The sequence below is a fragment of the Pseudomonas sp. AAC genome, assembly GCF_000725445.1.
Lineage (GTDB): Bacteria > Pseudomonadota > Gammaproteobacteria > Pseudomonadales > Pseudomonadaceae > Pseudomonas > Pseudomonas citronellolis.
Map to the genome: position 1 here is coordinate 1,273,174 of NZ_KL647094.1, position 26,627 is coordinate 1,299,800.

The 26,627-nt window shown below is 54.5% G+C and carries 24 protein-coding genes and 5 pseudogenes; 15 read left to right on the forward strand and 14 right to left on the reverse strand.

The window, feature by feature from the left end; genetic code table 11:
- The first annotated feature begins 6 nt into the window (after window positions 1-6).
- Genes FG99_RS05455 through FG99_RS05465 form a run of 3 tightly spaced genes read left to right on the forward strand, consistent with a single transcriptional unit; the run spans window position 7 to window position 3,866 of the window.
- Complete coding sequence (locus FG99_RS05455) at window positions 7-1,623, forward strand: hypothetical protein (protein WP_037060585.1); 1,617 nt, start codon at window positions 7-9, stop codon at window positions 1,621-1,623.
- Entirely contained in the window at window positions 1,613-3,457 is a 1,845-nt protein-coding gene (locus FG99_RS32745) for a site-specific integrase (RefSeq protein ID WP_232244909.1), read from the forward strand. The genes FG99_RS05455 and FG99_RS32745 overlap by 11 nt, the downstream gene beginning before the upstream one ends.
- The gene (locus FG99_RS05465) at window positions 3,450-3,866 is read left to right on the forward strand and encodes a hypothetical protein (protein WP_009400469.1); all 417 of its coding nucleotides are present in this window, start codon (window positions 3,450-3,452) and stop codon (window positions 3,864-3,866) included. Before FG99_RS32745 ends, FG99_RS05465 begins: the two co-directional genes overlap by 8 nt.
- 62 nt (window positions 3,867-3,928) lie before the next feature.
- On the opposite strand, the gene FG99_RS33160 is transcribed toward FG99_RS05465, so the two are convergent.
- Window positions 3,929-4,075 carry a DUF4113 domain-containing protein gene (locus FG99_RS33160; protein WP_336512780.1) on the reverse strand — a complete coding sequence of 49 codons (147 nt, stop codon included), beginning with the start codon at window positions 4,073-4,075 and terminating at the stop codon, window positions 3,929-3,931.
- Between FG99_RS33160 and FG99_RS31060 the strand changes: the two are divergent.
- Window positions 4,010-4,183, forward strand: a pseudogene (locus FG99_RS31060) (transposase domain-containing protein); the annotation flags it as partial. The gene FG99_RS33160 and the pseudogene FG99_RS31060 overlap by 66 nt on opposite strands.
- A gap of 64 nt (window positions 4,184-4,247) precedes the next feature.
- Here FG99_RS31060 and FG99_RS05470 read toward each other — a convergent pair.
- Window positions 4,248-4,736, reverse strand: coding sequence for a hypothetical protein (locus FG99_RS05470; RefSeq protein ID WP_009400465.1), 489 nt, complete (start codon window positions 4,734-4,736; stop codon window positions 4,248-4,250).
- A 154-nt stretch (window positions 4,737-4,890) separates the two neighbouring features.
- Here FG99_RS05470 and FG99_RS05475 point away from each other — a divergent pair, with 154 nt between their 5' ends.
- Entirely contained in the window at window positions 4,891-5,781 is an 891-nt protein-coding gene (locus FG99_RS05475) for a cation efflux transmembrane domain-containing protein (RefSeq protein ID WP_037060584.1), read from the forward strand.
- Between the two features lie 451 nt (window positions 5,782-6,232).
- Window positions 6,233-7,396: pseudogene (gene umuC / locus FG99_RS05480) on the forward strand (translesion error-prone DNA polymerase V subunit UmuC); the annotation flags it as partial.
- A gap of 522 nt (window positions 7,397-7,918) precedes the next feature.
- Here the strand turns inward: umuC and FG99_RS32750 are convergent.
- Window positions 7,919-8,200 (reverse strand): hypothetical protein, encoded by a 282-nt coding sequence (locus FG99_RS32750; protein WP_041106953.1) that lies wholly within the window; start codon window positions 8,198-8,200, stop codon window positions 7,919-7,921.
- Window positions 8,201-8,366: 166 nt separating this feature from the next.
- A complete protein-coding gene (locus FG99_RS05485) occupies window positions 8,367-8,600 on the reverse strand; it encodes a hypothetical protein (RefSeq protein ID WP_031653269.1) in 234 nt (77 codons plus the stop codon).
- Between the two features lie 333 nt (window positions 8,601-8,933).
- Between FG99_RS05485 and FG99_RS05490 the strand changes: the two genes are divergently transcribed.
- Window positions 8,934-9,584 carry a hypothetical protein gene (locus tag FG99_RS05490; protein ID WP_042939422.1) on the forward strand — a complete coding sequence of 217 codons (651 nt, stop codon included), beginning with the start codon at window positions 8,934-8,936 and terminating at the stop codon, window positions 9,582-9,584.
- 6 nt (window positions 9,585-9,590) lie between these two features.
- Complete coding sequence (locus FG99_RS05495; protein ID WP_042939420.1) at window positions 9,591-10,745, forward strand: helix-turn-helix domain-containing protein; 1,155 nt, start codon at window positions 9,591-9,593, stop codon at window positions 10,743-10,745.
- Between the two features lie 63 nt (window positions 10,746-10,808).
- Here FG99_RS05495 and FG99_RS31075 read toward each other — a convergent pair whose 3' ends face one another.
- The 4 genes from FG99_RS31075 to FG99_RS05515 all read right to left on the reverse strand — a co-directional run bounded on the left by FG99_RS31075 (window position 10,809) and on the right by FG99_RS05515 (window position 13,773).
- Window positions 10,809-11,444, reverse strand: coding sequence for a DUF6088 family protein (locus FG99_RS31075; RefSeq protein WP_070878382.1), 636 nt, complete (start codon window positions 11,442-11,444; stop codon window positions 10,809-10,811).
- Between the two features lie 14 nt (window positions 11,445-11,458).
- Window positions 11,459-11,722, reverse strand: a complete 264-nt coding sequence (locus tag FG99_RS31080) for a BPSL0761 family protein (protein ID WP_070878380.1) — start codon at window positions 11,720-11,722, stop codon at window positions 11,459-11,461.
- Window positions 11,723-11,788: 66 nt separating this feature from the next.
- Window positions 11,789-13,189 carry a DEAD/DEAH box helicase gene (locus FG99_RS05510; protein ID WP_042939413.1) on the reverse strand — a complete coding sequence of 467 codons (1,401 nt, stop codon included), beginning with the start codon at window positions 13,187-13,189 and terminating at the stop codon, window positions 11,789-11,791.
- Entirely contained in the window at window positions 13,186-13,773 is a 588-nt protein-coding gene (locus FG99_RS05515) for a hypothetical protein (RefSeq protein WP_043267793.1), read from the reverse strand. The genes FG99_RS05510 and FG99_RS05515 overlap by 4 nt, the downstream gene beginning before the upstream one ends.
- Before the next feature lie 104 nt (window positions 13,774-13,877).
- Here FG99_RS05515 and FG99_RS05520 point away from each other — a divergent pair, with 104 nt between their 5' ends.
- From FG99_RS05520 to FG99_RS05535, 4 genes and pseudogenes are all read left to right on the forward strand, one after another.
- Window positions 13,878-14,099 (forward strand): helix-turn-helix domain-containing protein, encoded by a 222-nt coding sequence (locus FG99_RS05520; RefSeq protein ID WP_023083092.1) that lies wholly within the window; start codon window positions 13,878-13,880, stop codon window positions 14,097-14,099.
- A 370-nt stretch (window positions 14,100-14,469) separates the two neighbouring features.
- Window positions 14,470-14,964: pseudogene (locus FG99_RS05525) on the forward strand (type IIL restriction-modification enzyme MmeI); the annotation flags it as partial.
- A gap of 1 nt (window position 14,965) precedes the next feature.
- A pseudogene (locus FG99_RS05530) lies at window positions 14,966-15,841 on the forward strand (DEAD/DEAH box helicase); the annotation flags it as partial.
- Window positions 15,834-17,042 carry a GIY-YIG nuclease family protein gene (locus FG99_RS05535; protein WP_042939408.1) on the forward strand — a complete coding sequence of 403 codons (1,209 nt, stop codon included), beginning with the start codon at window positions 15,834-15,836 and terminating at the stop codon, window positions 17,040-17,042. The pseudogene FG99_RS05530 and the gene FG99_RS05535, both read left to right, overlap by 8 nt.
- Window positions 17,043-17,146: 104 nt before the next feature.
- Here FG99_RS05535 and FG99_RS31085 read toward each other — a convergent pair whose 3' ends face one another.
- From FG99_RS31085 to FG99_RS32450, 5 genes and pseudogenes are all read right to left on the reverse strand, one after another.
- Window positions 17,147-17,509, reverse strand: a complete 363-nt coding sequence (locus FG99_RS31085; protein ID WP_079390465.1) for a hypothetical protein — start codon at window positions 17,507-17,509, stop codon at window positions 17,147-17,149.
- Window positions 17,510-17,558: 49 nt separating this feature from the next.
- The gene (locus FG99_RS05540) at window positions 17,559-19,886 is read right to left on the reverse strand and encodes a hypothetical protein (RefSeq protein ID WP_042939407.1); all 2,328 of its coding nucleotides are present in this window, start codon (window positions 19,884-19,886) and stop codon (window positions 17,559-17,561) included.
- Window positions 19,849-21,501 carry a hypothetical protein gene (locus FG99_RS05545; RefSeq protein WP_042939406.1) on the reverse strand — a complete coding sequence of 551 codons (1,653 nt, stop codon included), beginning with the start codon at window positions 21,499-21,501 and terminating at the stop codon, window positions 19,849-19,851. The genes FG99_RS05540 and FG99_RS05545 overlap by 38 nt, the downstream gene beginning before the upstream one ends.
- Window positions 21,498-22,505: a site-specific integrase gene (locus tag FG99_RS05550; RefSeq protein WP_256204831.1), complete on the reverse strand. Its 1,008-nt coding sequence runs from the start codon at window positions 22,503-22,505 to the stop codon at window positions 21,498-21,500. Before FG99_RS05550 ends, FG99_RS05545 begins: the two co-directional genes overlap by 4 nt.
- Before the next feature lie 395 nt (window positions 22,506-22,900).
- Window positions 22,901-23,032: pseudogene (locus tag FG99_RS32450) on the reverse strand (tRNA 2-thiocytidine(32) synthetase TtcA); the annotation flags it as partial.
- An 89-nt stretch (window positions 23,033-23,121) separates the two neighbouring features.
- On the opposite strand from FG99_RS32450, the gene FG99_RS05555 reads away from it, so the two are divergent.
- The 3 genes from FG99_RS05555 to FG99_RS05565 all read left to right on the forward strand — a co-directional run bounded on the left by FG99_RS05555 (window position 23,122) and on the right by FG99_RS05565 (window position 25,413).
- The gene (locus FG99_RS05555; RefSeq protein ID WP_043268005.1) at window positions 23,122-23,718 is read left to right on the forward strand and encodes a DNA-J related domain-containing protein; all 597 of its coding nucleotides are present in this window, start codon (window positions 23,122-23,124) and stop codon (window positions 23,716-23,718) included.
- Window positions 23,719-23,879: 161 nt separating this feature from the next.
- Window positions 23,880-24,476, forward strand: a complete 597-nt coding sequence (locus FG99_RS05560; protein ID WP_009618488.1) for a Yip1 family protein — start codon at window positions 23,880-23,882, stop codon at window positions 24,474-24,476.
- Window positions 24,477-24,915: 439 nt separating this feature from the next.
- Window positions 24,916-25,413, forward strand: coding sequence for a SprT family zinc-dependent metalloprotease (locus tag FG99_RS05565; RefSeq protein ID WP_043267801.1), 498 nt, complete (start codon window positions 24,916-24,918; stop codon window positions 25,411-25,413).
- A gap of 2 nt (window positions 25,414-25,415) precedes the next feature.
- Here FG99_RS05565 and FG99_RS05570 read toward each other — a convergent pair whose 3' ends face one another.
- Window positions 25,416-26,597, reverse strand: a complete 1,182-nt coding sequence (locus tag FG99_RS05570) for a CaiB/BaiF CoA transferase family protein (RefSeq protein WP_043267803.1) — start codon at window positions 26,595-26,597, stop codon at window positions 25,416-25,418.
- Between the last annotated feature and the right edge of the window lie 30 nt (window positions 26,598-26,627).

Below are 26,627 nucleotides of genomic sequence, written 5' to 3' on the forward strand. Positions count from 1 at the left end.
CTACTGTTGGCTCGAAAGAAAAACTATAAGGCCGAGATGCATTCGGTCACTAAAGGATTCGAGACCGTAGAGAATGAGCTTGTAATCGATCTCCCGAAAAATCCTCGGAATGTAACTAAGATTGATCACACTCAGTACATTGGGCTTGGCTTTGACGCATGGGCCATTCAGAGCACTCATGTAATCAGGGCGCTGGTCAATGGAGGGAACTTCTCTCTGGCTACTCTTGTAGGGTACTCTAGCTATGGCCTTCGATATTTCATGGCCTTCTTGAAAAGCGGAGCGATTGATTCACCACCGTCATCCCCCAACAGCCTAACTAGACGGCATCTTGATCGATATGTTTCTTGGTTGAAGCTAAAATATCCAAACGGGTCAACTGCAAAGAACTATTACACTTCACTGAGGTCATTGATCATCAGTCTAATTGAATACGGATTCATTGAGGCAGACAAAGATAATTTTCTTCCAGTTGTTCCTTTCCCGAATAACGCGAAATCCACCAATGACGCGAAGCCGCTCAGCCTCTCGGAAATGCAGAGTCTTATAACTGCACTAAAATCAGACTTAATAGCTATTCATAAGGGGTTATTCCCTGGGAATGACGCTGAAGCAATGACGGTCTTGTTACTGATTACAGCCGCCAGATCTGGCATTAACACTACGCCGCTCTTGGAAATGTCTAGAGATGCGCTCCAGTCACACCCATTCATCCCTAATCTTCGACTTTTGAACACCGTAAAAAGACGCGGAAAGGGTGCTCAGAGCAAAACCATTCGACAGACGGGACTGCATGACGAATACAACTCAATTCCTTTAGATGGGGTTGCTGTTGTAAATAAGGCTTTGTCAATTTCTGAACCACTGGTTGAGTTTGCACCTGAGAATATTAAGTCGCATGTTTGGCTATATAGATCCGGACAGAATGGGCATGGTCATAAGATAGTCGCGCTTGCTTCCAGCACGTTATTTCAATCAACGAAGAGTATTTGTGCGAGGCACTCTTTGAAGGATGATCAGGGCAAGCCGCTGATCGTTAATCTCAGTCGTCTTCGAAAGACTATGGAAAGTAGGCTTTGGAAGCTCAGCGGCGGCGACCTACTGGAAGTGTCCGCCGTGATGGGCCAGTCCCCTAGCGTCGCTGATAACCATTATTTGAAGATAAATGACGAGATCAGGGTTGAGGGGGCGATCTTCGTCGGATCGGCTTTCACCGATCAGCTGCGTGGCATCAATGTCACACCGACACCCCCAGGAGGCTGTAAAGATAGCCTCTATGGAAGCCTGGCGCCCAAAGATGGTGTCACCCATTGTTCCGAGTTCATTCATTGCTTGACATGTCCTAGTTACGCAATTGTCGGTACTCTTGATGACTTGTATCGACTGTTCAGCTATCAGCAGTTTCTGCGCGCGGAGATGGAGTATTTTTTAACGGATGAGTGGGCGGGATGGCGTAAACGCCAAGGCGATTTCATCAGGCTCATTGACGAGTTTACGTCGAGAAAATTTAATATTGAACTGATCGAGGCGGCTAAAGCCAAAGCGAAAATGTCCCCTCATCCGTTCTGGGGATGCAAGATTGAGTTTATGCGGAAAATTCGAGGGGGCGATCTTGTCGGCTAATAGGAACTCCAAGGCAGCTCTCAAGGCCTATGATGTACTGTTCGCGCAACCTGTAACAGCCTCGGGCCTCAGCAAGGCTGAGCGAGATGCGATAGTTGTTAGTGCGATTGTTAATGATCATGGCGAAACTTTTGTATTAAGCAGATTTGGTGATGCTCGGTGGGATCTTCGGCCATTCTTTGATCAATCTAACGTAAGTGAGGGGCACAAGTATGTCAGTTGGGACTTTAATCTCCCACCTGAGATGATTGATGACTGCAAGGCAGTCGCGTATGCATGGTTCAAGAGAGGGCTCCCAGGGTCAAAGCCACCTGTCGCCAGGGGGATCACAACTCTCGTCAGCGCCAGCGTAATTCCGTTCATTCGTTGGCTTAGTGGCTTGGGAATTGAACGGTTTTCCGATGTTCGGCCTATACATATCAGCAACTACATACATCATTGCAAGTCAGAATCATTGAGGCCGATGCCTCTTTATTCCAGACTGCGGATAATTGATTTTTTATGGATATTCTCTGTCGAAACCATTTCCCCTCTTCAGTATTTTCCATGGGGAGAGTCGTCCCTGTGGCGAGTTAGCGGAATTGGAGAAACAAGGGGAAGTTCAGCTGCTAATAAGAACACCGGTAGGACGGATATAATTCCGCCAGACGATCAGGCGAAGATATTTAATTACTGCGAGCAGGTCGTCCATGAGGCGAAAGAAGATTTGATGGTCACCGGCATTGACACTTTTACTCGCCGCAGCCCCAAAATGATTAATTGTCGTGATGCTGTCTTGTACATCGCGTCAATTACCAGCGGCATGCGTAACGAAGAAGTCATCGGAATTGAAGTCGGCGCATGGCGAAAAGAGGTGGTGGATGGTGTTACTTACTGCTGGGTAATCACGACCGAGCATAAAACAGGAAAGGGGCGAGTCGAATATCTTGTCCCTGAGCTTACGCTGGATGCGTTAAATCTCTTTGCCGTGTGCTCAACCCCAATGAGAAGAGAGCTTGAGGCGGAGTTGAGCGACCTTGAACTGTCGCCCAATTTAACTGACTCCGCTGATCTTTTGCTTCGATTGGAGAAGGCCAGAAAAGACTCGAAGAGACTGTTCCTCTGCTTGAATGGAAGCGGCAACAAAACCGAGCGCGTTGGACACATCGAAGTGCTCAGCGCCGCAGGTTCCAATGAGGCCTTCAAGCGACTCGCAAAAGCCGCTGGAAGTGATTGGCCATTGCGGACTCACCAGTGCCGTCGCACCTATGCCCGGTGCTTTGTAGAGTCTCGTATGGGGCGTGCTTCGCTTGTATTCCTCAAGTGGCAGTTCAAACACAGCAGTATGAGCATGACTCAGCTCTATGCCTCCAACCCCCTTCAGGATCTCACGTTGTTCGATGAGATCCTCCAGCAAATGACCGAATTCAAAATCGACCTGATTGAATCTTGGCTCGACGATCAGCCATTGGCCGGAGGCGCAGGAGAGAGGATCGTTGAGTTGCGGGCTATTCCGGTCAAGAACAGGGCCGCTCTACTGGCCCAAACTGCGCCTCATGCGAATATTCGGGCGACTGGCCATGGCTGGTGCATTGCCACAGAGCGCGGATGCGGAGGTGCGGGCTTATACGAGGCGACACGGTGCCCTGGGTGCAAGCATTCGGTGATTGATGAGACATTCGCCGGCACTTGGCATGCTATCTACTCGCAACAGCGGGAGTTGATGAAAATTGAGGATGCAGGCCCAGCAGTAAGACAGCGCGCCGAGCGTGATTTGAAGGTCGCGCTCGATGTTATCAACAGCCTAGGCCTATCCCCTGATGGCGACGAGCAAGAAGGGGCTGTGAATGGCTAAGCAAGCGACGGAGCCTCGCTCCACTGGGCGATCTCGGCCAAAGACAGCCGATGCACTCGACAAGGTCATCGATGGCATGGTCGAGGGCAACCAAAAGCTCAGCATCTCCTCAGTTGCCAGGGCCGCAGGAGTCACGCCGGGTCTTATCCATAATACCTACCCTGCGGTGGCGGAACGTATTCGCAACCTTATGGGCAAGTCGGTGCGCGCCCAGCGTGACTCCAAGCATCAAGCACTGATGAAGGAGAAAGAACTGAACAAGGCGCTCCGGGGGGAGAACAGCCTGCTTCTTGAGGAGCTAGCCAGGCTCGCGTCGGTGAACCAGCGCCTCATGATTGAGCTGGCCCAGTTGGATGGCGTTGCCCAAGGTAAGGTAGTTACGCTTGCACCGAAGCCTGGGGCTAAGTAGCCCCAGGGGCTTATTTCACCATCCATAGCTGATCGATCCGGGTTGTATAGCTGGGGCTCGCTTCATGTTCCACTTCGGGGTAACAGGCAACGGCCTGGCCGCAGGGTTCCACGGCCCCATTTCGAGTTGACTTGATCCATCACCTGCATGACCGTAAGCGGGCGGCGGCAATCATGAGCTTGATCCAGTCGGTGCGGATGAATGGGCATGAACCGTATGCCTACTTGAAAGATGTGCGCACGCGGTTGCCGACGCAGCGGGCGAGTGAGATCGAGCAGCTGCTGCCGCATCGGTGGGGCCTGCCTAACCCATGCTAGGTGAGTTGGGCAGACGCTTAACAGTGCGGAATAGGATGCTCCCCCGTGGAGTGGACGTGAGGGCTTAGCGAGGCGGTATGCCCATGTGTTGCTGATGCTGCATCATCTGATCCATCATCATCTGCTGCATGCCCATGTACCTATCCATCATGTATTGATGCTGCTTCATCTGCTCAGGCGTCATCTGGGAGTAGTGACTGCCCATTTGGCCCCAGCCCATCATATGGCCGCCCATCATGCCGCCCCCGCAACACCCCATCATCCCGTTACCCTGCATCCCATTCATCATCTGCATGCCTTGTTGCATCATGGCTTGGTGCTCTTGCATCAGCTTCTGGCGCTGAGCGGGGTCGGTGGACTTCTGAATTTGGCTCATTTGCTCCTGCATTTTTTTGAGATTTTCTTGTGCCTTTGCCATCTCTTGGTCGAATTGCTCAACGCTTATCGGTTGCTGTTGGGCCGATTTAGCAGCGGTTGAGTCCTGCTGCGCGGAGGCTAATGCGGGGAAAAGCGCTGCCGCCAAAGCGACGGCGGCGAGTTGGGATGCTTTCATCTTCTGCTCCTTGTAGCTGGTGATTGATCGAGGGTGAATCACTACTTTCCAATATAGACCTCAATTTTGGGCATAGCCTGACTGGGATCAATGGTTGACCCTGTACCTGCTACAGGGTGTATTCAGGCTGCCTACTTGTTAGGAGGTGAACGGGATGAGTGGTGACAAAGCTTGTGGTTGTGCGAATAGCGTTGCGCCGTCGAATGAGGTGTCCACCCCAAGCAATGGGGCTGCGTGGGTCAGTGAGTTTTCTGTACCCAAGATGGACTGTCCCTCTGAAGAGCGCATGATTCGCTTGGCTTTGGAGGGGCTGGAAGGTATCGAGTCGTTATCCTTCGATCTCAGTCAACGGCGCGTTCACGTCTATCACTCGGGGGCGATAGATCTGCACGCTAACAAGCTCGATTCCTTGGGCCTTGGCTCGACCCTGATAGGTACGCGGGCTTGCGCACCAAGCGAGGTCGCGGAGAGAGGGCAGGCTGACGCCCAGGAGGCTCTAGACGAGTCCAGAGTGCTTAAAGCCTTGCTGGGTATCAACGCTCTTATGTTTGTAGCCGAGCTGGTTCTTGGGGTTATTGCTGAGTCCACAGGGTTGATTGCGGATTCGCTGGATATGTTCGCCGATGCCGCTGTTTATGGCCTTGCCTTCTATGCCGCTGGACGGAGCAAGGGTCTACAGCTTAAGGCCGCACATCTGTCGGGCTTTCTACAAATAGCGCTCGCGTTAGGCGTTTTACTGGAAGTTGTGCGCAGATTTATTTTCGGCAGCGAACCCGAGTCATTGCTGATGATGGGGGTTGGCCTGGTCGCCCTTGTGGCCAATGTTGGCTGTTTGCTCTTGATATCAAAACACCGGAATGGTGGCGCTCACATGCGAGCAAGCTGGATATTCTCAGCAAACGATGTATTGGCCAACCTAGGGGTTATTGTTGCTGGCTTACTGGTGATGCTTACGGGTTCGCCTTATCCCGACCTTGCCATTGGTTTTGCTGTCGGGCTGCTTGTCCTCAACGGTGGTCGGCGAATTCTTGCCATGAAGGCTTGATGATCATGCTCAAACCTCCGCCCATTAAGCAACGTGGAGGTTTAACCGGGAGGAAATTAATCTTTCTTTTTTCGATCTACCTAAAGGACGTGCTCACGCGCTTGCCAACCCGGAAAGCCAGCTGTTGCTGCACAGCTGGGCTCCCCGGCAAGGCGTGATGCCCCGTTCGCCTAGCTAGATGTATGCGTCCGGCTGATTTCTGCACGTCGGCACGAGGGTGCCCACTTACCGTGAGCAAACGCTCTTTTCTGCCACCTCAATCAGATCGGCCTTGCCAGCTTGCGGGCGACTGTACGCATGACCTGCTGGGATGACGATGGTTACGTTGGCGTTCGAACAGTGGTCGTGAAGGGTTTCAAGAGGCCTCGAAAAATTGAAAAATTGTTAGTCTGGTAAAATGCTTATAAAACAGTATGTTACAATCTACTAACTGTTAGAGTCATTCAGATACAACGACGGCTGCGTGATTGCCCGCTCGGCCGAGGCCAAGGCGCTGGGCATCAAGATGGGTGAGCCGTATTTTCAGATCAGGCAAAAGCTTCGGCAGCACGGCATTTTGGCGTTCTCCAGCAACTACGCGCTTTATGGCGACATGAGTCAGCGGGTGATGACCATCCTCGAGGGGATGGCTCCGGTGCTTGAGGTGTACAGCATTGATGAAGCGTTCGCCGACCTGACCGATATGCCTGGCAGTTTGGAGAGGTTGGGGCGGGAGATGCGTGCACGGGTGCTGCGCTGCACTGGCATCCCGGTGGGGGTGGGCATTGCCCAGACCAAGACCTTGGCCAAGCTGGCCAATCGTGCGGCGAAGCTATGGCAACGGCAGACCGGTGGGGTCGTGGACATCCGAAAGCCCGAAAAGCGCAACAGGCTCCTGCAGGTGATGGATGTCAGCGAGGTCTGGGGCATCGGCCGGCAGATGACCGCCCACCTGGCCGACATGAACATTCGTACTGCCTGGGATCTTGCCCAGGCCGACGCCTGGACACTGCGCAGCAAGTTCTCAGTGCTGGTGGAGAAGACGGCCCGTGAACTGCGCGGCACATCCTGCCTGGCGCTCGAGGAGCAAGTACCGCCGAAGCAAGAGATCTGCTGCAGCCGGATGTTCGGCAAGCGTTTGCATGAACTGCCACCGATCCGCGAAGCGGTGGCCTCCTACACCGCTCGGGCTTGTGAAAAGCTGCGCGCGCAGCGCTCCCTGTGCAAGAAGGTACGGATCAGCATTCGCACTGGCATGTTCAACCCGGACGAGCCGAAGTTCACCAAGGGCATTATCTGTGAGTTGCCCTATCCGACCGACGATACCCGACTGATAACCAAGGCCGCCTCCGCGGGGCTGGAACTGATCTTCCGGGCCGGTTTTGCATTCAGTAAGGCGGAGATCCTGTTGCTCGATCTGCGCCAGCGTGGCGAGTTCACCGATGACCTGTTCGTCGCGACACCGCCGATGGCTGCCGAGCGGGTGATGGGGGTGATGGATGCGATCAATGCACGATGGGGGCGTGGAACGATGCGACCTGCAGGGGTGCCGGCGAAACCGGACTGGGGCATGCGGCGGGAGATGATGAGCCCGAGCTATACGACGCGGATTGATCAGTTATGGACGGTAACGTAAGGGCTTGAGGCGGCTTATCCTGGAAGAGACAGGTGCCGGCCAAGAGCTGCCCGAGTGCGAACTGACTCGATCTAGTTGACTCAAGCGTTCATTGCCCCAGAGCAACCAGCGAGGCGTGGACTGACTGACGGCTGTTGCGGCTCTATGATGAAACCTGCCTGATATCCAACACGACCCAGACCTCATACCCTTTCTCCCGTGCTGCTTTCTCGGCCTCTAGTTGGGCAGCGAGAGTACTGATGGAACGGGAGCGGTGCTCGAAGCGGAATGGCGAACCACCGTTCTTACGCACGCTCAATTCAACGAGTGTGACGGTAGAGTGCTGTTTGGGTATGGGCTGCTTCGATTTCGAAGGCGCGAGGTCTAGGCCAAGCGCGCGCCGCATCTCGACTTCAGTGAGTTTTGCGTCAGTCAAGCGAGATCCCTAGAGCGATTGCGGGTGACGCCATTGTACCGAGAAGTCGTGCTGATATGGTCAGAGTTCGATGCTGGCGAGCCAATAACCTCATCTCTGCGATATGGCTACGAATCACCAAAGTAGTCATCGCGGGCGACTAGTCCGAATGGGCGCTCCTCGCAGGGCTGCTCATCGCTGAACAGATTCTGCGTGCGGCGCTCCTGCTTCAAAAACGCTAGTGCCGCGAAAAAGCAGCTTTCGCATAGATTGACTCGATAGCGTTCGCCATCATGCCCAGCGCCATAGCCCCAGAGCGCCTGAAGCGTCCCGAACTGCTCGCCGTACCCCGGCACCCTCGTACTGGTAGCGCATACATCGCAAATGGTGTCTTTATGGCTCTCTGTCACCGGGCAGACCTCATCTTCGTATTAAAAAGAGTAACCGAGGGCACTGCGCAACGGAGCGCCTTTTGCCAGTTTTCCAGCCCCGCTGCGTTAGCTCAAGCATGGTCTGGTGTGCCATGCCGGCGGTGGATATGGCAGGTCTTCGACAGATGCGGTTGGCGTTGGTTGATCATGGTTGTCCGCTGCACGTTTCTTGCGTTGCCGGCGGCGACCACTCCATTCCCTCTTCGAGGATCGGATGGCTTTCACTAACGACGATCAACGGTTTGTTCCGATTCTCCAGCGCGAACATGGCGATGGAGCCTTCGACGTCCACCGCCGGCACCTCCCCCTGTGGGTCAAGCCTGCCAACCCAGACATATTGCCGGGTCTCCAAACATGCGAGGTAATACGAAATACCCATGCTTCCTCCGAATTTGAATCAAGTCTATTACTGTGCCAATCCGGAACGGGAGGCGGTACTGCCGCAAACATCAAATGTTATCGCCAGTGCATTTTTAACCCAGGTGCCGACGCTATTCTGCCCTAACCCAGCAGTCTGAAAGCAAAATTCTACAACTCGCTTGGTGCTCGAAACTGGGTCAATGAAATTCCGGCATGTGGGTGGAAAATGCACAGGCGGCAACACGCATGCTGCAACTTCCTCTCGGTCTCCCTCCGCGACGTGTGCTTCTTGTTTTTCAACCTCATTTGAGGAAGAATAACCGGAAGTCACCGTTGTGTTAGGAGTCCTCAGATGCAGGCTTGCCAGGTATTCAGTGATCAGGATGAAATCGCCGCCCGTCTTGAACAGTTGAGTCTGGAGCGCGAGCCACTGCGTGAGGCTATCAATCAAGCTCACCTACAGCGGGTTCGCCTGACTCCTAACCATCCCAGCATTTTTCCCGGCCTTGAAATGTGGGGCTGGTTGGTAGGAGCGGTGCGTGATCAGCTGCGCCCACTAGGGTGGGTCGCGCATGAACAGTCGAACTACCCGCTTACCGTTCACTCGGCGCTCAATCTCGCGATTGCGGTCGCATCGGGGGATAGCTATGTTGGAAATCTGCTGGGGATGCCGAGCAGCCGATCCAGGAAGGGTAAAAATACAGTTGATGCTGTTGAGCGGAATTGCCAGTTCGACATGTTTGCTGACTTGCTGCCCGATCCGGAGGAGCTGCCTGAATCAGGCCCTCATGAGACCTGGATCCTGCTCCACCACACCGACAAGGTGAAGAAGGAAATCCGCATCGAGCTCTCACGTCCATCTGGAATGGGTAAAGGCGGCAAGATCAATTTCTGGTCTGAACGCATCATGCTTGGCACCCTTGCTCTTGATGATGATTTCTTTGAGGTTACCCCCCCAGGCGGTCCGGATATCGACATCGAAATTCGCCGTAAAAGCTCGTGATAGATCATGTTTAATCCACAACGATTTGCGCTCGCCCGTCGCCGGCGAGGTATGAAAAAGCGTGAGCTTGCCACTCATATAGGAGTAACGGAGCGATCGGTCTCCGGCTACGAGAGTGGCACGCAGGAGCCTGAGCCTGGGACCCTGGCAAAAATCGCTAAAACGCTTCGGTTCCCCGAAGCGTTTTTCTTTGGTGATGATCCTGAGGTGCCAACGCCGGATGTTGCCAGTTTCCGGTCGCTCTCAAAGATGACTGCTGGCCTTAGGGATTCAGCTCTCGGTGCAGGCGCGATTGCGCTCCTGCTGAATGACTGGATCGAGCAACGTTTCGATTTGCCAGAGCCGGATCTTCCGGACCTGGGGTCCGAACGCGCTGCACTGACGAATTTTGAGGCGCTCGATAAGCTGGAACTATCAAGCAGTGCCCAAGCGCCAGAGGCCGCTGCGGAGATGCTGAGGGCACACTGGGGTTTAGGTGAGCAGCCGGTTAAGAACATGATTGCGCTTCTTGAGTCGAAAGGCGTTCGTGTCTACTCACTTGCAATTGATGCAAAGGAGGTCGACGCGTTCTCGATGTGGAGTGGCGGCCGTCCCTTTATGTTCTTGAATACCTTCAAGTCGGCCGAGCGTTGCCGCTTTGACGCAGCTCATGAATTAGGACATTTGGTTATGCACCAGCATGCCCACCCACAAGGACCTGATTTAGAGCGTGAGGCGAATGCCTTTGCGTCGGCTTTTCTAATGCCACGTGCAAGCGTTCTAGCAATGGCTCCACGTTCGATCACTATCAAAAGCCTCATCAAATACAAGAAGCTCTGGTCCGTTTCTGTGGCAGCCTTAAATTACCGGCTTCATAGCCTGGGGCTTTCCACGGAGTGGACTTACCGCACGCTGTGTATTCAGATTGCTCAAGAGGGCTATCGCACCGAAGAGCCGGAATCTATTGCTCATGAGCGGTCAGTGATCTTGGAGAAGATTTTCGCCGCGCTACGTGCAGATGGGGTTGGGAAAGCTGGCGTCGCGGGAGAACTGGCAATCAGTCCTGAGGAGATCAATGAATTGACGTTCGGATTGATGTTGAACGTGTTGAAGGGGCAGAGCGCTACCCCATCCGATTCTGGCGGGAAATCAGGTGCCCATCTTCGTTTGGTCAAGGGGTGAAGGGATGCCGTCGATGTCGCTTGGTCGGACTCGGCCAGCAACGGAAACCTGCCTGACAGAGCGTTAAGGAGCAAGCGTGTTGACGGTGTGTATGCGCGCTGACTGCTCCAACGCCATGCGCATCCATTTCGGCATTTTGCAGGCCATTAATGTGGTTAGGTCTTCAGGCCTGAGCACCTTCTTGATCGCGGCAATGCATTCCGGGGTCGAGCCGTCTTTACCGAGATAAAATAGTGCGCTGATAGCCGTCCCTACCTCGGTCCCGGCACGCTGCATGACCATTGGTGCCGCATGTACCAGCCGGACCTCACCCTTCCCTATAAAAAATGATCGGCTGGGTCCGCTGGTGTAATAGATCGGAATGAGCGGCATCTGGGTGCTCAGTCCAAACAACCTGACCGCATGAGCGCCATGAATCTGTAGAACATGGCGGTTCTGCCTAGCGATCAAGCTCACTACTTCCCATACATTTGGGCGAACCCGTGCAACGTATCGACTGGATTTCGGGCGCATGTAAATTCCTCGATGCACCCGTTCAAGTTCACCTTGGCTGACCAGCCGAGCTACTGCCTTGGATATGGCGCCACGCGCTCCAAGCTCCGCAAAGCGGCTGATGCAGAAGGGTTGCCCTTTGGGTAAGCGCTTGACCCGTTGCGCAATGCGGGTGGATACCGACAGAGCAAAATAAGTGCTGGACATTGCAGCTCTCATTTCTATCGCGTGAAGTCCAATGACGAGCTGAACAGCGGCTGATGGAAAGCGATCACCCGCCGTCGATATTCATCATCTGGTGCATCGCTCACCAGGCACTCTTCAAGGCGCCCCAACGAGAGGATCTGGTCGGCCGACGGATAGTGCCTAAGCAGGCTTTTCGCATAGCTGCGGATATCCTGGGGCAGTTCAGAGTCGCGAGAGAGCTCTCGCAGGAACGCTTCGGTCTTGATGACGCTGCGGGTTCTTTCGTGAGGAAGGGTCAATGCGGCTATCTCCTGATTCAGTCAACCACGTCTGCCGACGCTTGAATTCAGTCCTCCATACAAGCATCAAAAGCAAGCCAGCAACTGTTGCCGGTAGTGCTTGGAAAAGCTGACCAGATGGTTTGGCTCAGCGGCAGAGCCCCCCAGGGATAAGGCGCATGTAGCACCTGCCCCAATTACCTGCGCAATGCCACTTCCATTACTGTCATCCAGGACATCGATATTGCCAGCAGCCCCAATCCAGCCAGATATTGAACCTGAAGTGGAGGCTGGCATCTCTACCTCGTTCAGCACTGCCAGGTCATCCGGTAGATCATCTGCAATTCTCTCTGCCAAGCACTGCAGTGTCGGCTCCGCTAACATGAATAGCCACGCCTGATTATCGAGCTCGCCTGTGCGCCGAAGCACTCGCCCAAGCACTTGTCGATAATGCAGCTCAGTGCGGATGCGACTGAGATAGCAGCACACCTGGAGTCGAGGAATGTCCGTGCCTTCGCTGATCATTCCAACTGCGATAATCCAACGGCAGGCGCTGTGTCTGAACGCATTGATAACCTGCTGCGCAGCCGGGGTTTTGTTGGTCACGATGCGGCAACCTTCACCCAGGGTTTCCAGGGCCAAGGCAATTTGCTGGGCGTGCTCGATGTCGGTGGCAACCACCAAGCCTGCCGCATCAGGCTTGATCAGGCGAAGCTCATCCAGCTTGCTGCACCCGAGACCGAGTAACTGATCAATCACCTCGTCATGACGCAACAGCTCTTCGTAGGTGACAGGGGACTCCCCCAATAGTTTGGCAATGCTGGGAAACATCCTGACAGTGCTCTCAGTGTCCAGCTCCTCGGTAAGTTTCACCTTCTGGTTGTCGAGCAGGACAATGCGAGGGGAGCGGCACACACCATCAGCAATGGCCTCTTTCAATCCGTAGCGGTAGTCGCAGATCAGGTACCCCTCGGGCGTCGAGTAGCGGGCCAGGGCAATGGCCCGGTCGTCCGAACGCCATGGGGTGCCGGAGAGGGCCAGGGTGAAGGTGGCCCTGTCCTGTATCCGCTGAAGAATCTGTTGGCCCCAGGCGTTGCTCAGGAGTACATCGTGGCCGGCGCAGTGGTGGATCTCGTCAAAAACCGCGAATACACGGTAGTCATCGAGGAGTCGCCAGAACGCCTCATCTCGGTATTCCATGGCTTGATAGGTGAACGCTGCCCCAACTGCGCCGAGTTGACCATCCAAGCGTCTGCCGAGCACCGCAGCAAAGGACGAGCGAAAGCCCTCGACAACCTGACAGGACGGAGCGAAGCAGAGCACCAGATCGATTCTGTCCTGCTCAAGCAGTCTGTTGGCCAGCTCTGCCGCCATGCGCGTCTTGCCGGCGCCCGGCGTTGCCTGGCAGAAGAAGTGCGGCGTGGTAGTGAAGTGCTCTAGTGCCGTGTCGAGGCAGCGGCGTTGCCAGTCTCGAAGCAGTGTGGTCATCGTGCGGAGGCAAGCGTCTTGAGTGTCTTCTCGATGGCGCGAAGATGGCCCAGCAGGCGCGAGCTTCGGTCTCTAGCTTCCAGGTACTCGCCTTCGACCTTATCCCGGAGATGCGGCATATCATCGAGGAGCAGCTTGTATCGCTCCGCCTCGCCCATCGATGCGAGGAAGTCCAGCCTGATTTCCTTGAGGAGCGCCTCGAGGTGCTGATCCACATCGGCTGATGGTTGCGGTGCCGCCGCATTATCGAACGCTGACGGCTCCTGCTCTGACTCACAAGCGGTCTTAAGGCTGTTCTCGAACCCGTTGTCGATCAGCTCCAGTTGCAGATGTGCCGGAATCGGCAGCAGGTGGTAGACCTGTCCCCGCGAACGGCGCTCTTCATCGAGCACAACCCAGCCCATGCGCAGCATTCTGCGGATCTGTTCATACACGTAGTGGCGCACATCGGCGATACGGAACTGTGTGCCCTTCAGGCGAGCAGCATAGGCGTCACGCAATTCACGCGTCGTGAACCTTGCACGCCCTTCCTCCTGAAGCAGCTCATACAGACGCCTGTCGAAGATAAACGAGGCCGATTTCATTGAGGCACCAGAAGAGTTAACGCAGCAGAAATGCGGATTATAATCCGTGGCCCCTGCATCCGCAAACACACGATAGTGCCGCCTCAAGTGGAATTGAGACGGTCATGGAGAAGTTGGCGAAAGCGTTAGGGGAACGCATCCGGACGCAGAGAAAGGCCTGTGGGATTTCTCAGGATGCGTTAGCGCTGGCCTGCAGTATCGACCGTAGCTATATGGGGCGTATCGAGCGTGGTGAAGTAAACATCACCGTCGAGAAGCTGTATCGGATCGCAAGCGAGCTTGCCTGCGATCCATCCTGCCTTATGCCTCAGTTGTCAGAGCTGTAGCTCTGCATCTGATCGAGAGCGGTGTCCAAGAAGGCCTGACCAGATCCGAGCCTAATTTCGCTCTCGGATGCCCCCCTGCTACTGCAGACAATACTTGGAGGTCTGCGGCTTTTTCGCATTACAGAAGCGCCTTCCTTTATCATCCCCGGCATCGTGTAGTGGTTGATTTCCCCGGTCACTGGCTCAGAGCGCTCGGCTGCCGCTGCCGATAGTATTAGGCATACGTCAATGCTGCTGAGCAGTGCTGAGTTGCCGATGCAGGCGGCCAACTGACAGAACGGCAGGTACCCGCCGGGATGTAGCCATCACCAAAAATTTAGCGGCTAATATCGCCGCTGTCGCGCATTCGCGATCTGGATAGTGGTAAACCATGAATGCAGTAGAAATTGAGTCCGCCATTTCGGACCTGGCTCTTGAGCCCTTTGATGCAGCGGAGTTTCCGTTCACCTTCCTAGCTGCATTTGGCAGAAAGGACGCGGAAATCAAACGTCTGCGCGCTGGCAACAACAACGCCTCGGACATACCCGGCGGCGTACTATTGCGCAATAACATTCATATCGCCGCCTGCGAGCCCGGCACCGTGGGCGAAACGCTCAAGGCGCTGCGCACCAGCTCGGCCACCACAAAAGCCAAAGCCAAGTTCATCCTCGTCACCGACGGGCAAACGCTGGAGGCCGAAGAGCTGATCACGGGTGAAACCATCACCTGCGACTATCCAGACCTTCCCAACCATTTCGGTTTCCTGCTGCCGCTGGCCGGCATCTCCACCATCAAGGAGATCAAGGACAACCCCATCGACGTGCGCGCCACGAGCCGTTTGAACAAGCTGTACGTCGAGCTGCTGAATGAAAACCCAGACTGGGCCAGCTGATCAAGCTGCTGTAGCCGAAGCGGTGAACGATATGCTCAAGGCCATTTCCGCCAGCCTGCTGATGGAGCAGGTGCTGGCCCCACGTTATGAGTTCACCCCGAAAGATACCGGGCCGAAAGAAGGCTTCAATTATGGGCCGGAGGGGTATCAAACGGGTGGCACCAATCTGGGTGTGAATGAGACCACGGGCCAGTTCCATGTCGAGATCAATGGCCTGACCACACCGCAAAGTACAGAAGCCACGCGCATCTGCAAGGAAGATTTGAACGAAGTTGTAACCAGCTTCCTGCAGGACAAAACCGTGCTGGAGCGCGGTCTATTCGATAAGGAAAATACCTTGCCTGAGGAGCTGACCCAGCTGCGCATGGGCAAGATCGTGCGCGAGCGTTATCCCGACTTGAGCGACGTCGACCAGGAAGCCATCCGCCAACACGCCATCGCGGCCATGAACATTACCCAACAGGCCAAACTGGCTTTGGCGCAGGCAGATGCAAACGGTAGCGATAACGTGCAAGGCAGTACCGCACTGCTGGATGGCGTGCGCAAGTTCGTTAACGTGCGCGAGCTGGACATTGATCTGATCGACCGCATCAACCCCTTCGATGCCGCCTATGCGGTACTGGGGAAGGCGATGGATGAAAAATCCCTTCGCCAGGTGCAGGCAAGCATTGCTGCCAAGAAGGTGAGCATTCCCGAAGACGAAGCACGAGAACTGGCAAAACGTGCTCTGCAGTTCAAGAACGAGCGTGGCCGCCTGCCCGACATAAACTCTGCTGATGCCTGGGAAAAGCGCATGGCCGAAGGTGTAGCTGCGTTGGCACGCTACCGCGCCCAGGCCAAAGCGGCACAGGGGGAATCCGCCAATGGCTGATATGAACGATGACGACCTGCTGGATGCGTTGGGGGTAGAAGTCCCCACGCTCACGACAACCACTCGAACCCCTCGCGAAGAACGCATCATCGCTGGCTTCGAGGACATTCAGCGCTTCTACCAGACCCACCGCCGCGCCCCACTGCATGGCGAAGACCGCGACATCTTCGAGCGCTTGTATGCCGTACGCCTGGATCAGCTGCGCAAGCTGCCGGAGGCACAAACCCTACTGGCCGGCCTGGATAGTCAAGGCCTACTGTCAGGCAGTGCGGTCGCCGCTGTAAATGTGGATGACCTGGATGAGGACGCCTTGCTCGCCGAGCTGGGCATAGGCAGTGAGTCCGTCGACCAGGACGATATCACAGTGCTGCGACATGTGCGTTCCAGCGCGGCAATCAAGGCGGCAGAAGAAATTGCCGCTCGAAACCCATGTAAAGACTTCGAGAAGTTCAAGCCACTGTTTGATGAGGTGGAATCGGGCCTCAAGAAGAAATTGTGGGTAACCAAGCCCTTTGGCAAGAACGCGAGCATCGAGGCCGGGGACTTCTTCATTTTGAGCGGACTCATTGCCTATGTCGCCGAGGTGGGCGATACCTACAAGACGCCGAATGCGGAGATGAATGGGCGCTTGCGCGTAATCTACTCAAATGAGACGGAAAGCGATCTGCTATTACGATCCTTGCAGCGGGCGCTCTACAAAGACAGTGACGGGCGTGCCGGATCTCGGCTTATCAAGGTAGATTCCGGCCCGCTGTTCAGCGACATAACCGAGCCGGACGACATCGAGACTGGCACTATCTATGTGCTGCGCAGCCAGTCCAGCCACCCATTCGTAGCCGAGCACCGCGAGCTGATCCACAAGATCGGAGTGACCGGCGGCAAGGTGGAAACCCGCATCGCTGGGGCGAACAAAGATGCCACCTACCTACTGGCAGATGTGGAAGTGGTCGCTACTTACAAGCTGCACAACCTGAATCGCACCAGGCTGGAGAACATCTTCCACCGCCTGTTCGGCGCAGCGCAGTTGGACTTGACCATCGAAGACCGCTTCGGCAATCCGGTCAAGCCGAGGGAATGGTTCCTAGTACCACTGCATGTGATTGATGAAGCAGTTGAGCGTATTCGGGATGGATCGATTACCGGTGTAGCGTATGACCCACAAACGGCTCGCCTGGTCAGCGAAGGCGCAATTAAAGCGTGATGATCATATCCGGGCGAAAGCAGGACTTCTCTCCCGGATACCCCCCTCGGATAGCAAACCACGCGTGTGCCCAACACGTCATAGTCGAGGCGGTATGCGAAATTTTAGCTATTGTGTATCTCTTCCGGCCTTTTCTTAACCAAGGCATAGAGATCCAGGTTGGGAATGGCATTGGCGTTCAAAAGCATCCTCTCAATCATACGGAGTTGCTCTGCATTATTCTTTCTGAGTACCGCAACCTCAGCCTTCAAGTTCTCTATTTGCTCTACAAGCTTTATTTCAGAAGCAGTTATCTTTGTGACAAGGGAAGGCGTTGCGCCACGAAGTTGAGCTTTTTTGTTCTTATAAGACGTGTTGATACCCACATAAGTGCAGAGGGTTTGCCTAGTTGTTTTTATGCCAAGCTCAAGTTCAACCTTAGTCACCAGAGCATCCCACGTCAGCTTACCTACCCATTTAGCCAACATTATCTCTATCTTACGCTGCTGCTGAGCTGATATTTTTGGGACTACCACATCACACCTCGCCTTCAGACAGACCGAAAGAGGATAAAAGAGAGCGCAACTCGGGATTAGCATCAGATGCTGTTCTGGCAGTCTTATCTTCAATAATACCCTTCAGGCGAGCCTCAAAATCCGGTAGGGCACACGCGACCTTTGTAATGATCTTGGTATTTAGATCGGTCAAACTGAACTCAGAATTTTTATCTGAGTAACGAATCATCGTTCCGACAGGCTTACTTTTCATCAAATCATTCAGCATGGATAGAATATGGGTATTTCGCGAGTGAATTAGATACCACTGCCTCATTGCCTGGGAGTTTGGTAAGCGTGGATCACACGCTACCGATTCTAATCTCAAAGTTTGAAACGATAAATCCTTCTCAAAAAACTCGATTGTCTTCACATCGCCTGCTATGTGACAAGTCTCCGGACACATGAAGCACTGCGAGACGAAATCGTTCAAATAATTGCAAGGCGTTACATTAAGATTTTGAGTACAAAGACCGGTGGAGGTGACAGATGCCGGCAGGTTGGTGGTTTGTGTAAGTTGATCTTGCGAAACGACTCGAATATCCCGCCTGTCGATATCTGGCGGATTCAATATCGCACTCACACGACTGGCTTTCTCGTCGTGAGTCGTATGAATATAAGTAAGGGTTTGCTCGGGATTCTTTCTGCCAGACCAAGCAGTGATAATTTCAACTGGAATGCTACTTAAATCAGCAAGGGTGTTAGATAAGTGCCGCAGACTATGCGGTCGAAGAATTAACTCTGACGAAAATCCGTAATCCTGAAAAATCGATGTCGTGTAGCGCCCCTGGCCGACCAGTCGAGTAAGAACCGAGGCGCCTAGCGACGCTAATGGCACCACCGCATAGTTTGTCTTTTGAAAAACTTTCCCACCACTTCCGACACTCTCGGGCGCACCATAAAGCCAACTCCCCAAGAAGCAGAACATGGCATCCTTAAGTTTGATACTTGATTCTCCGGTTGAAAATGAGAGTGGGAATTCCGGCAAAATTGATGTCCTATAGAAAGCAATCCACCACTCCTGCACTTCTTCAACCGAAACGACAGACTTATCGGAAAAAACTTTTGGCATATTGGCGTACCCGAACAAGTGGGGTAATCCTGCTAAAGCTGCACTTCTCGTTTGCGACACGGACAACTGATCTTGAGACCGCAACGAGTAAATCGGTTTTTTTTCGAAAAAACGACCTCTTTGACTTTGATGGATGGAAGTCAGATCAGCTCCTTCCTTAAGGACCGGAACGCAATCATTAACCCCATAAAACCCTAAAGCATAGCCCAATGTGAAAAGATTAGGCCGTTTGGTTAAATTTAAATTTCTCTCTAGCTCTGGTTCCATTTCGAACCCACTGAGCAACGCTTTCAAGCTTTTGCCCGGATTCTCGTAGAATCGACAGAGAATTCTTGCCGGCTCGCATGCCTTGTAGAAGAAGTTTAGGGCTTTCTTTATCGGCTCAGCGAGCACCGCAAGTACGTGATTTTTGTGGTTCCCGTAGCCTTTACTTCCAATCCAGTCGAGATAATAAACTGGCTCTCCATTACTTTCAGAGTAACAATGCAGTTTTTGTTTAGGCAGAACTGGTATTTCCGCAGAAATTCGATTGGGCGATGCCAGCGACAGTAGTGCAGAAGTCACCACTAAGGCATCATGGATTTTTATCTCTTTACCAGGGCTCAGCGAGCCATGTTCATCCACATACTCAAACACACTAGAGAAGATGTCGGCTAGCGCAAGTACTGTTTGGGTATCTGGAAGTTTCTCCAGCGTATTGTCAAACGCGGCATGTCCCGTCCTGTCTCTGTTGTCGCTGCCCTTCAGGTTGACCTTTCGCATTACCCCCTTTTCAGCGCAGAACGCGAGAAACGGCCGCAAGCGGTCAGCTGAACGCGCCCCCAAATTAAGGCTGGTGACTGTGGACTCTGATTGCTCATAGAGATCACCATCTATGAGTGACAACATCTTCCTAGCTACCGACGTCCGAGCTTGTTTTTCTTTGGCGGAAAGTGGTGTATTAGTTGTTTCTATGATCCATATTTTTATCAGGTGGTCATAGGGGTAAGGAAGGGCGTCTATGGGGTAGTTGCCGGCGTTTCCTTTGCCCTTGCGGCCATGTACACCGCACAAGAATCGGGTTCGGCGGCCAGTATTGGGATCAATATGATACCAGACCAAATCATCAAACTCCGCTTTCTTGCCGCCATGCCCTTCAAATTGCGCTAGCTTGGCTTCGCGATATTCGCTGATGAGCCGTTCCAATCGGCCAAGGTATTTGTTAAGCATCGATTGTGCGCCGCCTTGCGAGTTCTTCATCGCAAACCATTATTGTTTGCCTCACCCAAACAATCTGTCTCTCCAATTTTTCAATACTGCGAGCGTAAAGAGGATTGACTAAGGAGTTGCGATTTGCAGCAAGCTTGCCCTCTGCATCAGCCAATACCGACCTGTGATCAGCTTCTAGTATCGGACGAAAGTTTGGGCACCCATAACACCCCAATGGTCTCCCTAAAATAGTTGAACAGGTCGCGCAGGAATGCTTGTTGAGTGCCCCACCAACAGGGTTGAACTTATTGTCGACAATGACCTCATCGCCTTCCGGAACGACAGTTAAGGTATGGCTAAAAGCCTTCTTTAGAAACTCATTTCCGATAAACTTTGAGTCAATCTCTCTCCTAGATACATAATCCAAATCTATGTAATGCCTTGCAGCCGGCACGGTGACACCTGTTATCTTGGCCAATTGAACGGCGGGCAAACCATTTTGAGCGCCGCGAGTTAATACGGTGTGACGAATTCTGTTGGAAGTAGCCATACACTCGAGAGTTCGATCAGAGGTAACCGGAACCCATCTCATGGCCTGTGCAACTGCACTCTCCGATATGTGGTAGGCAGTAGACTTAGGCGTAAACATACTTTTGAAAAAATCCAAAGAGTCAAATCGCACTTCAAAAAAGCTAATTTCTGGAAACATGGGCATATCATTCATGAGACTCAAGAGCTCAGATTGATCCACTTGAATCTCCGCCGAGTCCATCAACAGTACGAGCCCTTCCAAGACAACTCGCTTATAGTCTATGAGAATCTTTGAGATATATTCGGAAAGATGGATTGGATAGCGCTCGGGACGCTCCCTTGAGAATTGTGCCCCCTTAGACTTAGCGATGAACACTCGAAGCTGCAATGTTTGCCCCCCTAACGTGCCGATTTCGTCCACAGGAAGAATTCCTGCGTCTCGAAAACTTGCACCTGCAGGGATCAGATCAGACCATTTCAATAGCGCGATTTGAATTGGTCGCCTCACAATGGAGAGCAACAGCTTGTTAGTGACTAACCTTCTCAGCCGCGCATATAGCCTCGGCGATTGGAAAAACAAATGATCACGAGGGGCGTCCCAATCGAACTCTTGTATATTTTTATTGATCTGCCTGGCTAACGAATCAAACTCAATATCACTTAATGCCCCAATGGAAGGATCAAGGGTATTGTCTTTACCCTTATCCAAATGCGCCCGTGTATACTTGTGATATTCTTCATACCGCGTATCACCTTGCCTAGAGAGCGCTCCAAAGAACTGATTGAGCCCCTTCTTATTGTTTGTCTGCAGCCCACTCCATATAGATTTAACTCTGGCTAACGAGGGAATGCCATTCAACATAAATGGCTTTACATTGCAAACGATACCTGACGCCGTACTCGCAGCCTTGGTTCGCACGTAGTCCACAAATACACTCAGAATTAATTTTTTATCATCATCTGGCATGTTAGACGAATGAACCCAGTCAACGCACAACCGTTTTCCTTTTCCATTATTCGGCAGTAATATCCATACATCGTCCGAGGTATTTACCATCAGGCCAGATTTGGCCGTAATCCATGAGCCTTCATTAGTCAGAGACTTAAAAACTTCCCGCCTCTTCTCGCGAGTCATTTTTGCTGATCCACTCTTTTTTGATGCGCCATTGATATCTCTCTCGTCTTCAGCGCAATTCGCTTTTCATTATATCGCCTGTTCTGAGTCGTATTTTGCGACCAGCCCATGGCATATTTTCTAGCATCCTCAAGCAAAGCCGGATTGACCCCAAGCGACTCCCCTTTCTTATCAAAAATTTCATTCCATTTGTGGCGCAACATATGAGGATGGACATGAAAGCCCAGCGATCTAGAGAGCTTTTGAAATATTGCATTTATTGCCTTTAAAGAAAGAGGCTGACCCGCAGTGCCTTTCGAGTCATTTTCGCTGACAAACACGAAGTCATGGAATTGCGCACGAGGAAAGACAATACGAACGTTGTCAACATAGAACTTAACCTTCTCCAAAAAACCTGGATCAACCGAGGCGAAGTGTGCTTTTGTCTTTTGATTGGGTTTTTCAGAGCGCGGATCTGTTGGATCATTTGCAGATCGATAAATAGCTAGCTGATCGTTAGTGCCATGGAATAGACAGTCTGAAATCTTCAATTTTGCCAGCGCACCTCTTCTGATGCCGCTTTGGACTAGCAAATTGACGATCAAGTAATTCCTAACCCTGGATGCTTTAAAGGGATTATTAGGAGATGATGGCATCACCATCTCTAAAAATCTTACGAAAACTTCATCCGGGATCACCGAGTCCTCAGGATCGCCGACATGTTGCCCTCCATTCTTGCCAAGGGCATCTTCATCTAACCTAATTTTTGAAATAAGCCTATTAAATTTATTTTTTGTTTTTTCGTCAGCATCTTGCACTTCGTGAAACTCATCGAACAGCCACAAAAGAAATTGTCGAAGTCGTCTGATGCGACCTTGCAAGGTTTCGCTAGCGACCTTTGTCATCCCTTTCTGATTGGCAACAATGATGTTCCTTAGGTGTTTATCATTTATATCTAGAAACCTTATATTTATACCTTCATCACCAGAACCCTTACTTAAGCAGCATCTGTCATAGAACTGCATGTACTCCATCTGGGATATAAAAATTCCCGATGCAACTCGTGCGGGTAGGTCAATATTTTTTTCCGAAAAGTACTGCAGCACGAACAGCAGTTCATTTGCGTACCTAAATCTCGTATTGGCCGATTTAGCAGACAAAGCACCATTGAGGTAGCAGGAAACATACGGATCAATAGGGCAATCCGCTTCGTCCACTATCGACACGAAGGGCAACGAATTGAATTGGTATCGTTTGACTCTCATGGCTGACAAAAAATCTAGTCCAATAACTGGTTTAGTTACAAACTAGCCTACAAATGAGTTCTGTCAAACGAGAGAGAAGGAAGAGCGGCGGAAGGCGGGACTTACAGGCAGTGTCTACAGGTTTAAAGGCTTTACAAATATTTTTTTGGCTATAACTTGCCGCCGGACAGGCAGACCATGACCTTGTCGCCGTCCTCGATCATGTTGAAGTCGGCGATGGCCTCGCCAACCTGGCGGCGCAGGCGTTTCTGCAGTTTGTTCTGGTTGACCGAAAGGGTGCTGGCCATGGTGCTGTGGAATCCGGGGGGAAGACGAAAAGCTGGTTATTTTACGCGCACCCCGCCTTCATCGGTAGCCTGATGCTAGGCTCATGCCCATGACTCCCGACCTCGACGCCCGCCTCGACCTCGCCGGGCAGTTGCTCGAACTGCTGCGCGAGGCCCCTGAAGGCCTTTCCGAATATCAGTTGATCCAGCAGCTGAAGGCGCGGCATTCCACCCATGTCCCGCACCTGCCGCTGCTGGACAAGCTGGTGCTGTTCCGCACCCACTTCCTGGTGTTCAACGCCCTCTACCGCCTGCGCGATGAGCTTTGCGCCGAAGAGGCCGGCTTCCTGCAGATCGGCCCGCTGCAGATCCGCCTGCTGCCCTGGCAACCCGGCGCGCCGGGCCTGGTGGAGAGCGACCCGCTGCGCGACTACTACCTGGACGAAAGCAACCTGCGCGACACCACCGAACGCGACGTGGAAAAGCTGCTGGAAAGCTTCTGGACGCGCATGCAGGGCGACGGCGAGAAGGCCGCCGCGCTGGCCCTGTTCGAGCTGGAAGACGGCCCGGTGGACTACGCGCTGATCAAGCTGCGCTACCGCCAACTGGTCAGCCAGCACCACCCGGACCGCGGCGGCAGTACCACGCGCCTGCAGTCGATAAACAAGGCGATGGAAATTCTCGAGCGCTATTACAGCCGACCATGAAGCTCCGATTTGCTCTAACCCCAGGCAGGACGCGGCCTTCGGGGCTTTCCTATACTGCGACACAAGGTCGCACGAGTCTGACGGGCACCGGAAGGCGCTGGCCATGCGTCCCCGGCGCGGCGCTGGGAGGCGGCCTGCATAATAACGAGGAGGTTGCCGAGATGATCCATCATGTGTGGGGGCTCTTCACCCATCCCGATCAGGAATGGCAGGAAATCCGCGGCGAAGAAGAAAGCATCAGCCACATGTACCTGACCCATGTGCTGATATTGGCTGCCATCCCGGTCATCTGCGCCTACATTGGCACCACCCAGGTGGGTTGGGTGCTGGGCAGCGCAGGGCCGGTCAAGTTGACACCGGCGAGCGCGATCCAGCTCACCGTGCTCACCTACGTGGCGATGCTCGCCGGCGTCGCCGTCATGGGCGCCTTCATCCACTGGATGGCGCGCACCTACGACGCCACTCCGAGCATGACCCAATGCATCGTGTTCGCCGCCTATACGGCAACCCCGCTGTTCATCGGCGGCGTGGCCGCGCTCTACCCGCACCTGTGGCTGGGCATGGTCATAGGCACCGCGGCGATCTGCTACACGGTCTACCTGCTGTACGTCGGCATCCCGACCTTCATGAACATTCCCAAGGACGAAGGCTTCCTGTTCTCCAGCTCGGTGCTGGCGGTGGGCCTGGTGGTGCTGGTGGCGATGATCGCGCTGTCGGTGATCCTCTGGGGGAGCGGGGTGGGGCCGGAATATACCTGAGGCTTGACTAGCGAATGCAGACCGGGCCCTGGGGGCCCGGTTTTCGTTTTTTGGGGTTTGGTTTCTGGCTTGGCCACAGAGCGTTGTCGAAGTCCGCAACCCTCTCCCCAGCCCTCTCCCTGAAGGGAGAGGGAGCTTGTCCGTACCGGCTGATGGGCATGGTTTCAAGCTGAACCTTCGCCTCCAACTGACGCCGAAACACCCAACCTCACCGAACGGTCCCCTCTCCCTTCAGGGAGAGGGTTAGGGAGAGGGAGCGGTGTGCCAAGCCAAACAGGAATAACAGGGAAACTCCGTTCGCGAGCAAGCTCGCTCCTACAACACCTGCTCTTCCTTGCCTGAAACTCCCCGCCGCTTGCCCGAACCTGCACGGCAGACGAGCGGCCTGCACAACGCCGGCGCCTGCGGCATAATCGGCAGCCGTCGGAGAAAACACTGTATGCCCGAACAGCTCAACGCCCGTGTCGAAGCCTGCTACCAGTTGGCGGAAAGCTTCTTCCAGCGCCGCTTCCCGCGCCCGGAAGTGAGCTTCCGCCTGCGCGGGCAGAAGGCCGGGGTGGCGCACCTGGACGAGAACCTGCTGCGCTTCAACCCCCAGCTCTACCGCGAGAACCGCGAGCACTTCCTCAAGCAGACCGTGGCCCACGAGGTCGCGCACCTGATCGCGCACCAGATGTTCGGCCCGCGCATCCGCCCCCATGGCGAGGAGTGGCAACTGATCATGCGCGGCGTCTACGGCCTGCCGCCGGACCGCTGCCACACCTACGAGATCAAGCGGCGCCGCGCCACGCGCTACATCTACCGCTGCCGCTGCGAGGAGAACCCCGACTTCCCCTTCTCCGCCCAGCGCCACAACCTGGTGGCCCAGGGCCGCCGCTACTACTGCCGGCGCTGCCGCACCACCCTGGTGTTCACCGGGGAAGTGGTCCGCGAGTAGCCTCAGCCCACCGCGCCCGCGGCCTTAAGCGCCGCCACCTGCTCGTCGCTGTAGCCCAGTTCGGCCAGGACCTCGGCGCTGTGCGCGCCCGCCGCCACGCCTATGTGTTTCGGTGCCGGCAGGCCGGCGGAGAAGCGGATCGGACAGGCCATCTGCCGCTGGCTGCGGCCATCGCCGCGGGGCACCTCGGTGACCAGGCCGCGAGCCTGGATCTGCGGGTGCTCCACCGCCTCGGACAACGGCAGCATGGGCTCCACGCAGGCGTCCACGGCGGCGAAGCGTTCGCACCAGTCGGCGAAATCGCGCTTCTCGAACTCGATGGCGATCTCGCGCTTGAGCAGTCGCTGGTCCTCGGCCTTGGGCGACAGGCCACGCGCGGCCAGCTCGGGGCGGCCGATGGCGGCGCAGAACTGCTGCATGAACTGCGGCTCCAGGCTGCCGACCGAGAACCAGCGGCCATCACGGGTGCGGTAGTAGTCGTAGAAACTGCCGCCATTCAGCGCCTGGGCCTCCATGCCCGGCTCCACGCCGCAGGCCAGGTAGCCGGCGCCAGCCATGCCGTTCAGGCTGAAGGCGCAGTCGGTCATGCTGATGTCCACCTGCTGGCCTTCGCCGGTCTGCTGCCGATGAATGACTGCAGCGAGCAGGCCCATCACCCCGTGCAGCGAGCCGCCGGCGATATCCGCCAGTTGCACGCCCAGGGGCAGCGGGCCAGTGTCCTTGCGTCCGGTGTAGCTGGCCACGCCGGCCAGGGCCAGGTAGTTGATGTCGTGCCCGGCGCGGTCGCGGTAGGGCCCGGTCTGGCCGTAGCCGGTGATGGAGACGTAGATCAGCCTCGGGTTGATCGCCTTGAGCGCCTCGTAGCCGACGCCCAGCTTGTCCATGACGCCGGGGCGGAACTGCTCCAGGACGATGTCGTACTCGCGCACCAGTTGCTTCACCACCTCTACCGCCTCGGGCCGCTTCAGGTCCAGGGCGATGCTGCGCTTGTTGCGGTTGAGGTAGGCGTGGCTGGCCGAGACGCCGTCGTCGTGGGGCGGCAGCACGCGCACCAGGTCCATGCGCGTGGGCGATTCCACCCGCAGCACCTGGGCGCCCATGTCGGCCAGCAACAGCGAGGCGAAGGGCCCCGGCAGCAGGGTGGAGAAGTCGAGGACTTTCAGCGAGGCGAGCGGGCCTTTCATGGGAACTCCTGGGTCTGGTTTTCCGCGCCC

Excerpts from the sequence above, each read along its gene's own strand:
- FG99_RS05470 (WP_009400465.1), bottom strand. The coding sequence starts at position 4,736 with ATGAAAGCATCCCAACTCGCCGCCGTCGCTTTGGCGGCAGCGCTTTTC.
- FG99_RS05495 (WP_042939420.1), top strand. The coding sequence starts at position 9,591 with ATGTTTAATCCACAACGATTTGCGCTCGCCCGTCGCCGGCGAGGTATG.
- FG99_RS05570 (WP_043267803.1), bottom strand. The coding sequence starts at position 26,597 with ATGAAAGGCCCGCTCGCCTCGCTGAAAGTCCTCGACTTCTCCACCCTG.
- FG99_RS05485 (WP_031653269.1), bottom strand. The coding sequence starts at position 8,600 with ATGGGTATTTCGTATTACCTCGCATGTTTGGAGACCCGGCAATATGTC.
- FG99_RS05565 (WP_043267801.1), top strand. The coding sequence starts at position 24,916 with ATGCCCGAACAGCTCAACGCCCGTGTCGAAGCCTGCTACCAGTTGGCG.
- FG99_RS05545 (WP_042939406.1), bottom strand. The coding sequence starts at position 21,501 with ATGACTCGCGAGAAGAGGCGGGAAGTTTTTAAGTCTCTGACTAATGAA.
- FG99_RS05550 (WP_256204831.1), bottom strand. The coding sequence starts at position 22,505 with ATGCAGTTCTATGACAGATGCTGCTTAAGTAAGGGTTCTGGTGATGAA.
- FG99_RS05520 (WP_023083092.1), top strand. The coding sequence starts at position 13,878 with ATGGAGAAGTTGGCGAAAGCGTTAGGGGAACGCATCCGGACGCAGAGA.
- FG99_RS05535 (WP_042939408.1), top strand. The coding sequence starts at position 15,834 with ATGGCTGATATGAACGATGACGACCTGCTGGATGCGTTGGGGGTAGAA.
- FG99_RS05475 (WP_037060584.1), top strand. The coding sequence starts at position 4,891 with ATGAGTGGTGACAAAGCTTGTGGTTGTGCGAATAGCGTTGCGCCGTCG.
- FG99_RS31085 (WP_079390465.1), bottom strand. The coding sequence starts at position 17,509 with ATGTTGGCTAAATGGGTAGGTAAGCTGACGTGGGATGCTCTGGTGACT.
- FG99_RS05490 (WP_042939422.1), top strand. The coding sequence starts at position 8,934 with ATGCAGGCTTGCCAGGTATTCAGTGATCAGGATGAAATCGCCGCCCGT.
- FG99_RS05560 (WP_009618488.1), top strand. The coding sequence starts at position 23,880 with ATGATCCATCATGTGTGGGGGCTCTTCACCCATCCCGATCAGGAATGG.
- FG99_RS05555 (WP_043268005.1), top strand. The coding sequence starts at position 23,122 with ATGACTCCCGACCTCGACGCCCGCCTCGACCTCGCCGGGCAGTTGCTC.
- FG99_RS05540 (WP_042939407.1), bottom strand. The coding sequence starts at position 19,886 with ATGAAGAACTCGCAAGGCGGCGCACAATCGATGCTTAACAAATACCTT.
- FG99_RS05515 (WP_043267793.1), bottom strand. The coding sequence starts at position 13,773 with ATGAAATCGGCCTCGTTTATCTTCGACAGGCGTCTGTATGAGCTGCTT.
- FG99_RS31075 (WP_070878382.1), bottom strand. The coding sequence starts at position 11,444 with ATGTCCAGCACTTATTTTGCTCTGTCGGTATCCACCCGCATTGCGCAA.
- FG99_RS05510 (WP_042939413.1), bottom strand. The coding sequence starts at position 13,189 with ATGACCACACTGCTTCGAGACTGGCAACGCCGCTGCCTCGACACGGCA.
- FG99_RS05465 (WP_009400469.1), top strand. The coding sequence starts at position 3,450 with ATGGCTAAGCAAGCGACGGAGCCTCGCTCCACTGGGCGATCTCGGCCA.
- FG99_RS33160 (WP_336512780.1), bottom strand. The coding sequence starts at position 4,075 with ATGCCCATTCATCCGCACCGACTGGATCAAGCTCATGATTGCCGCCGC.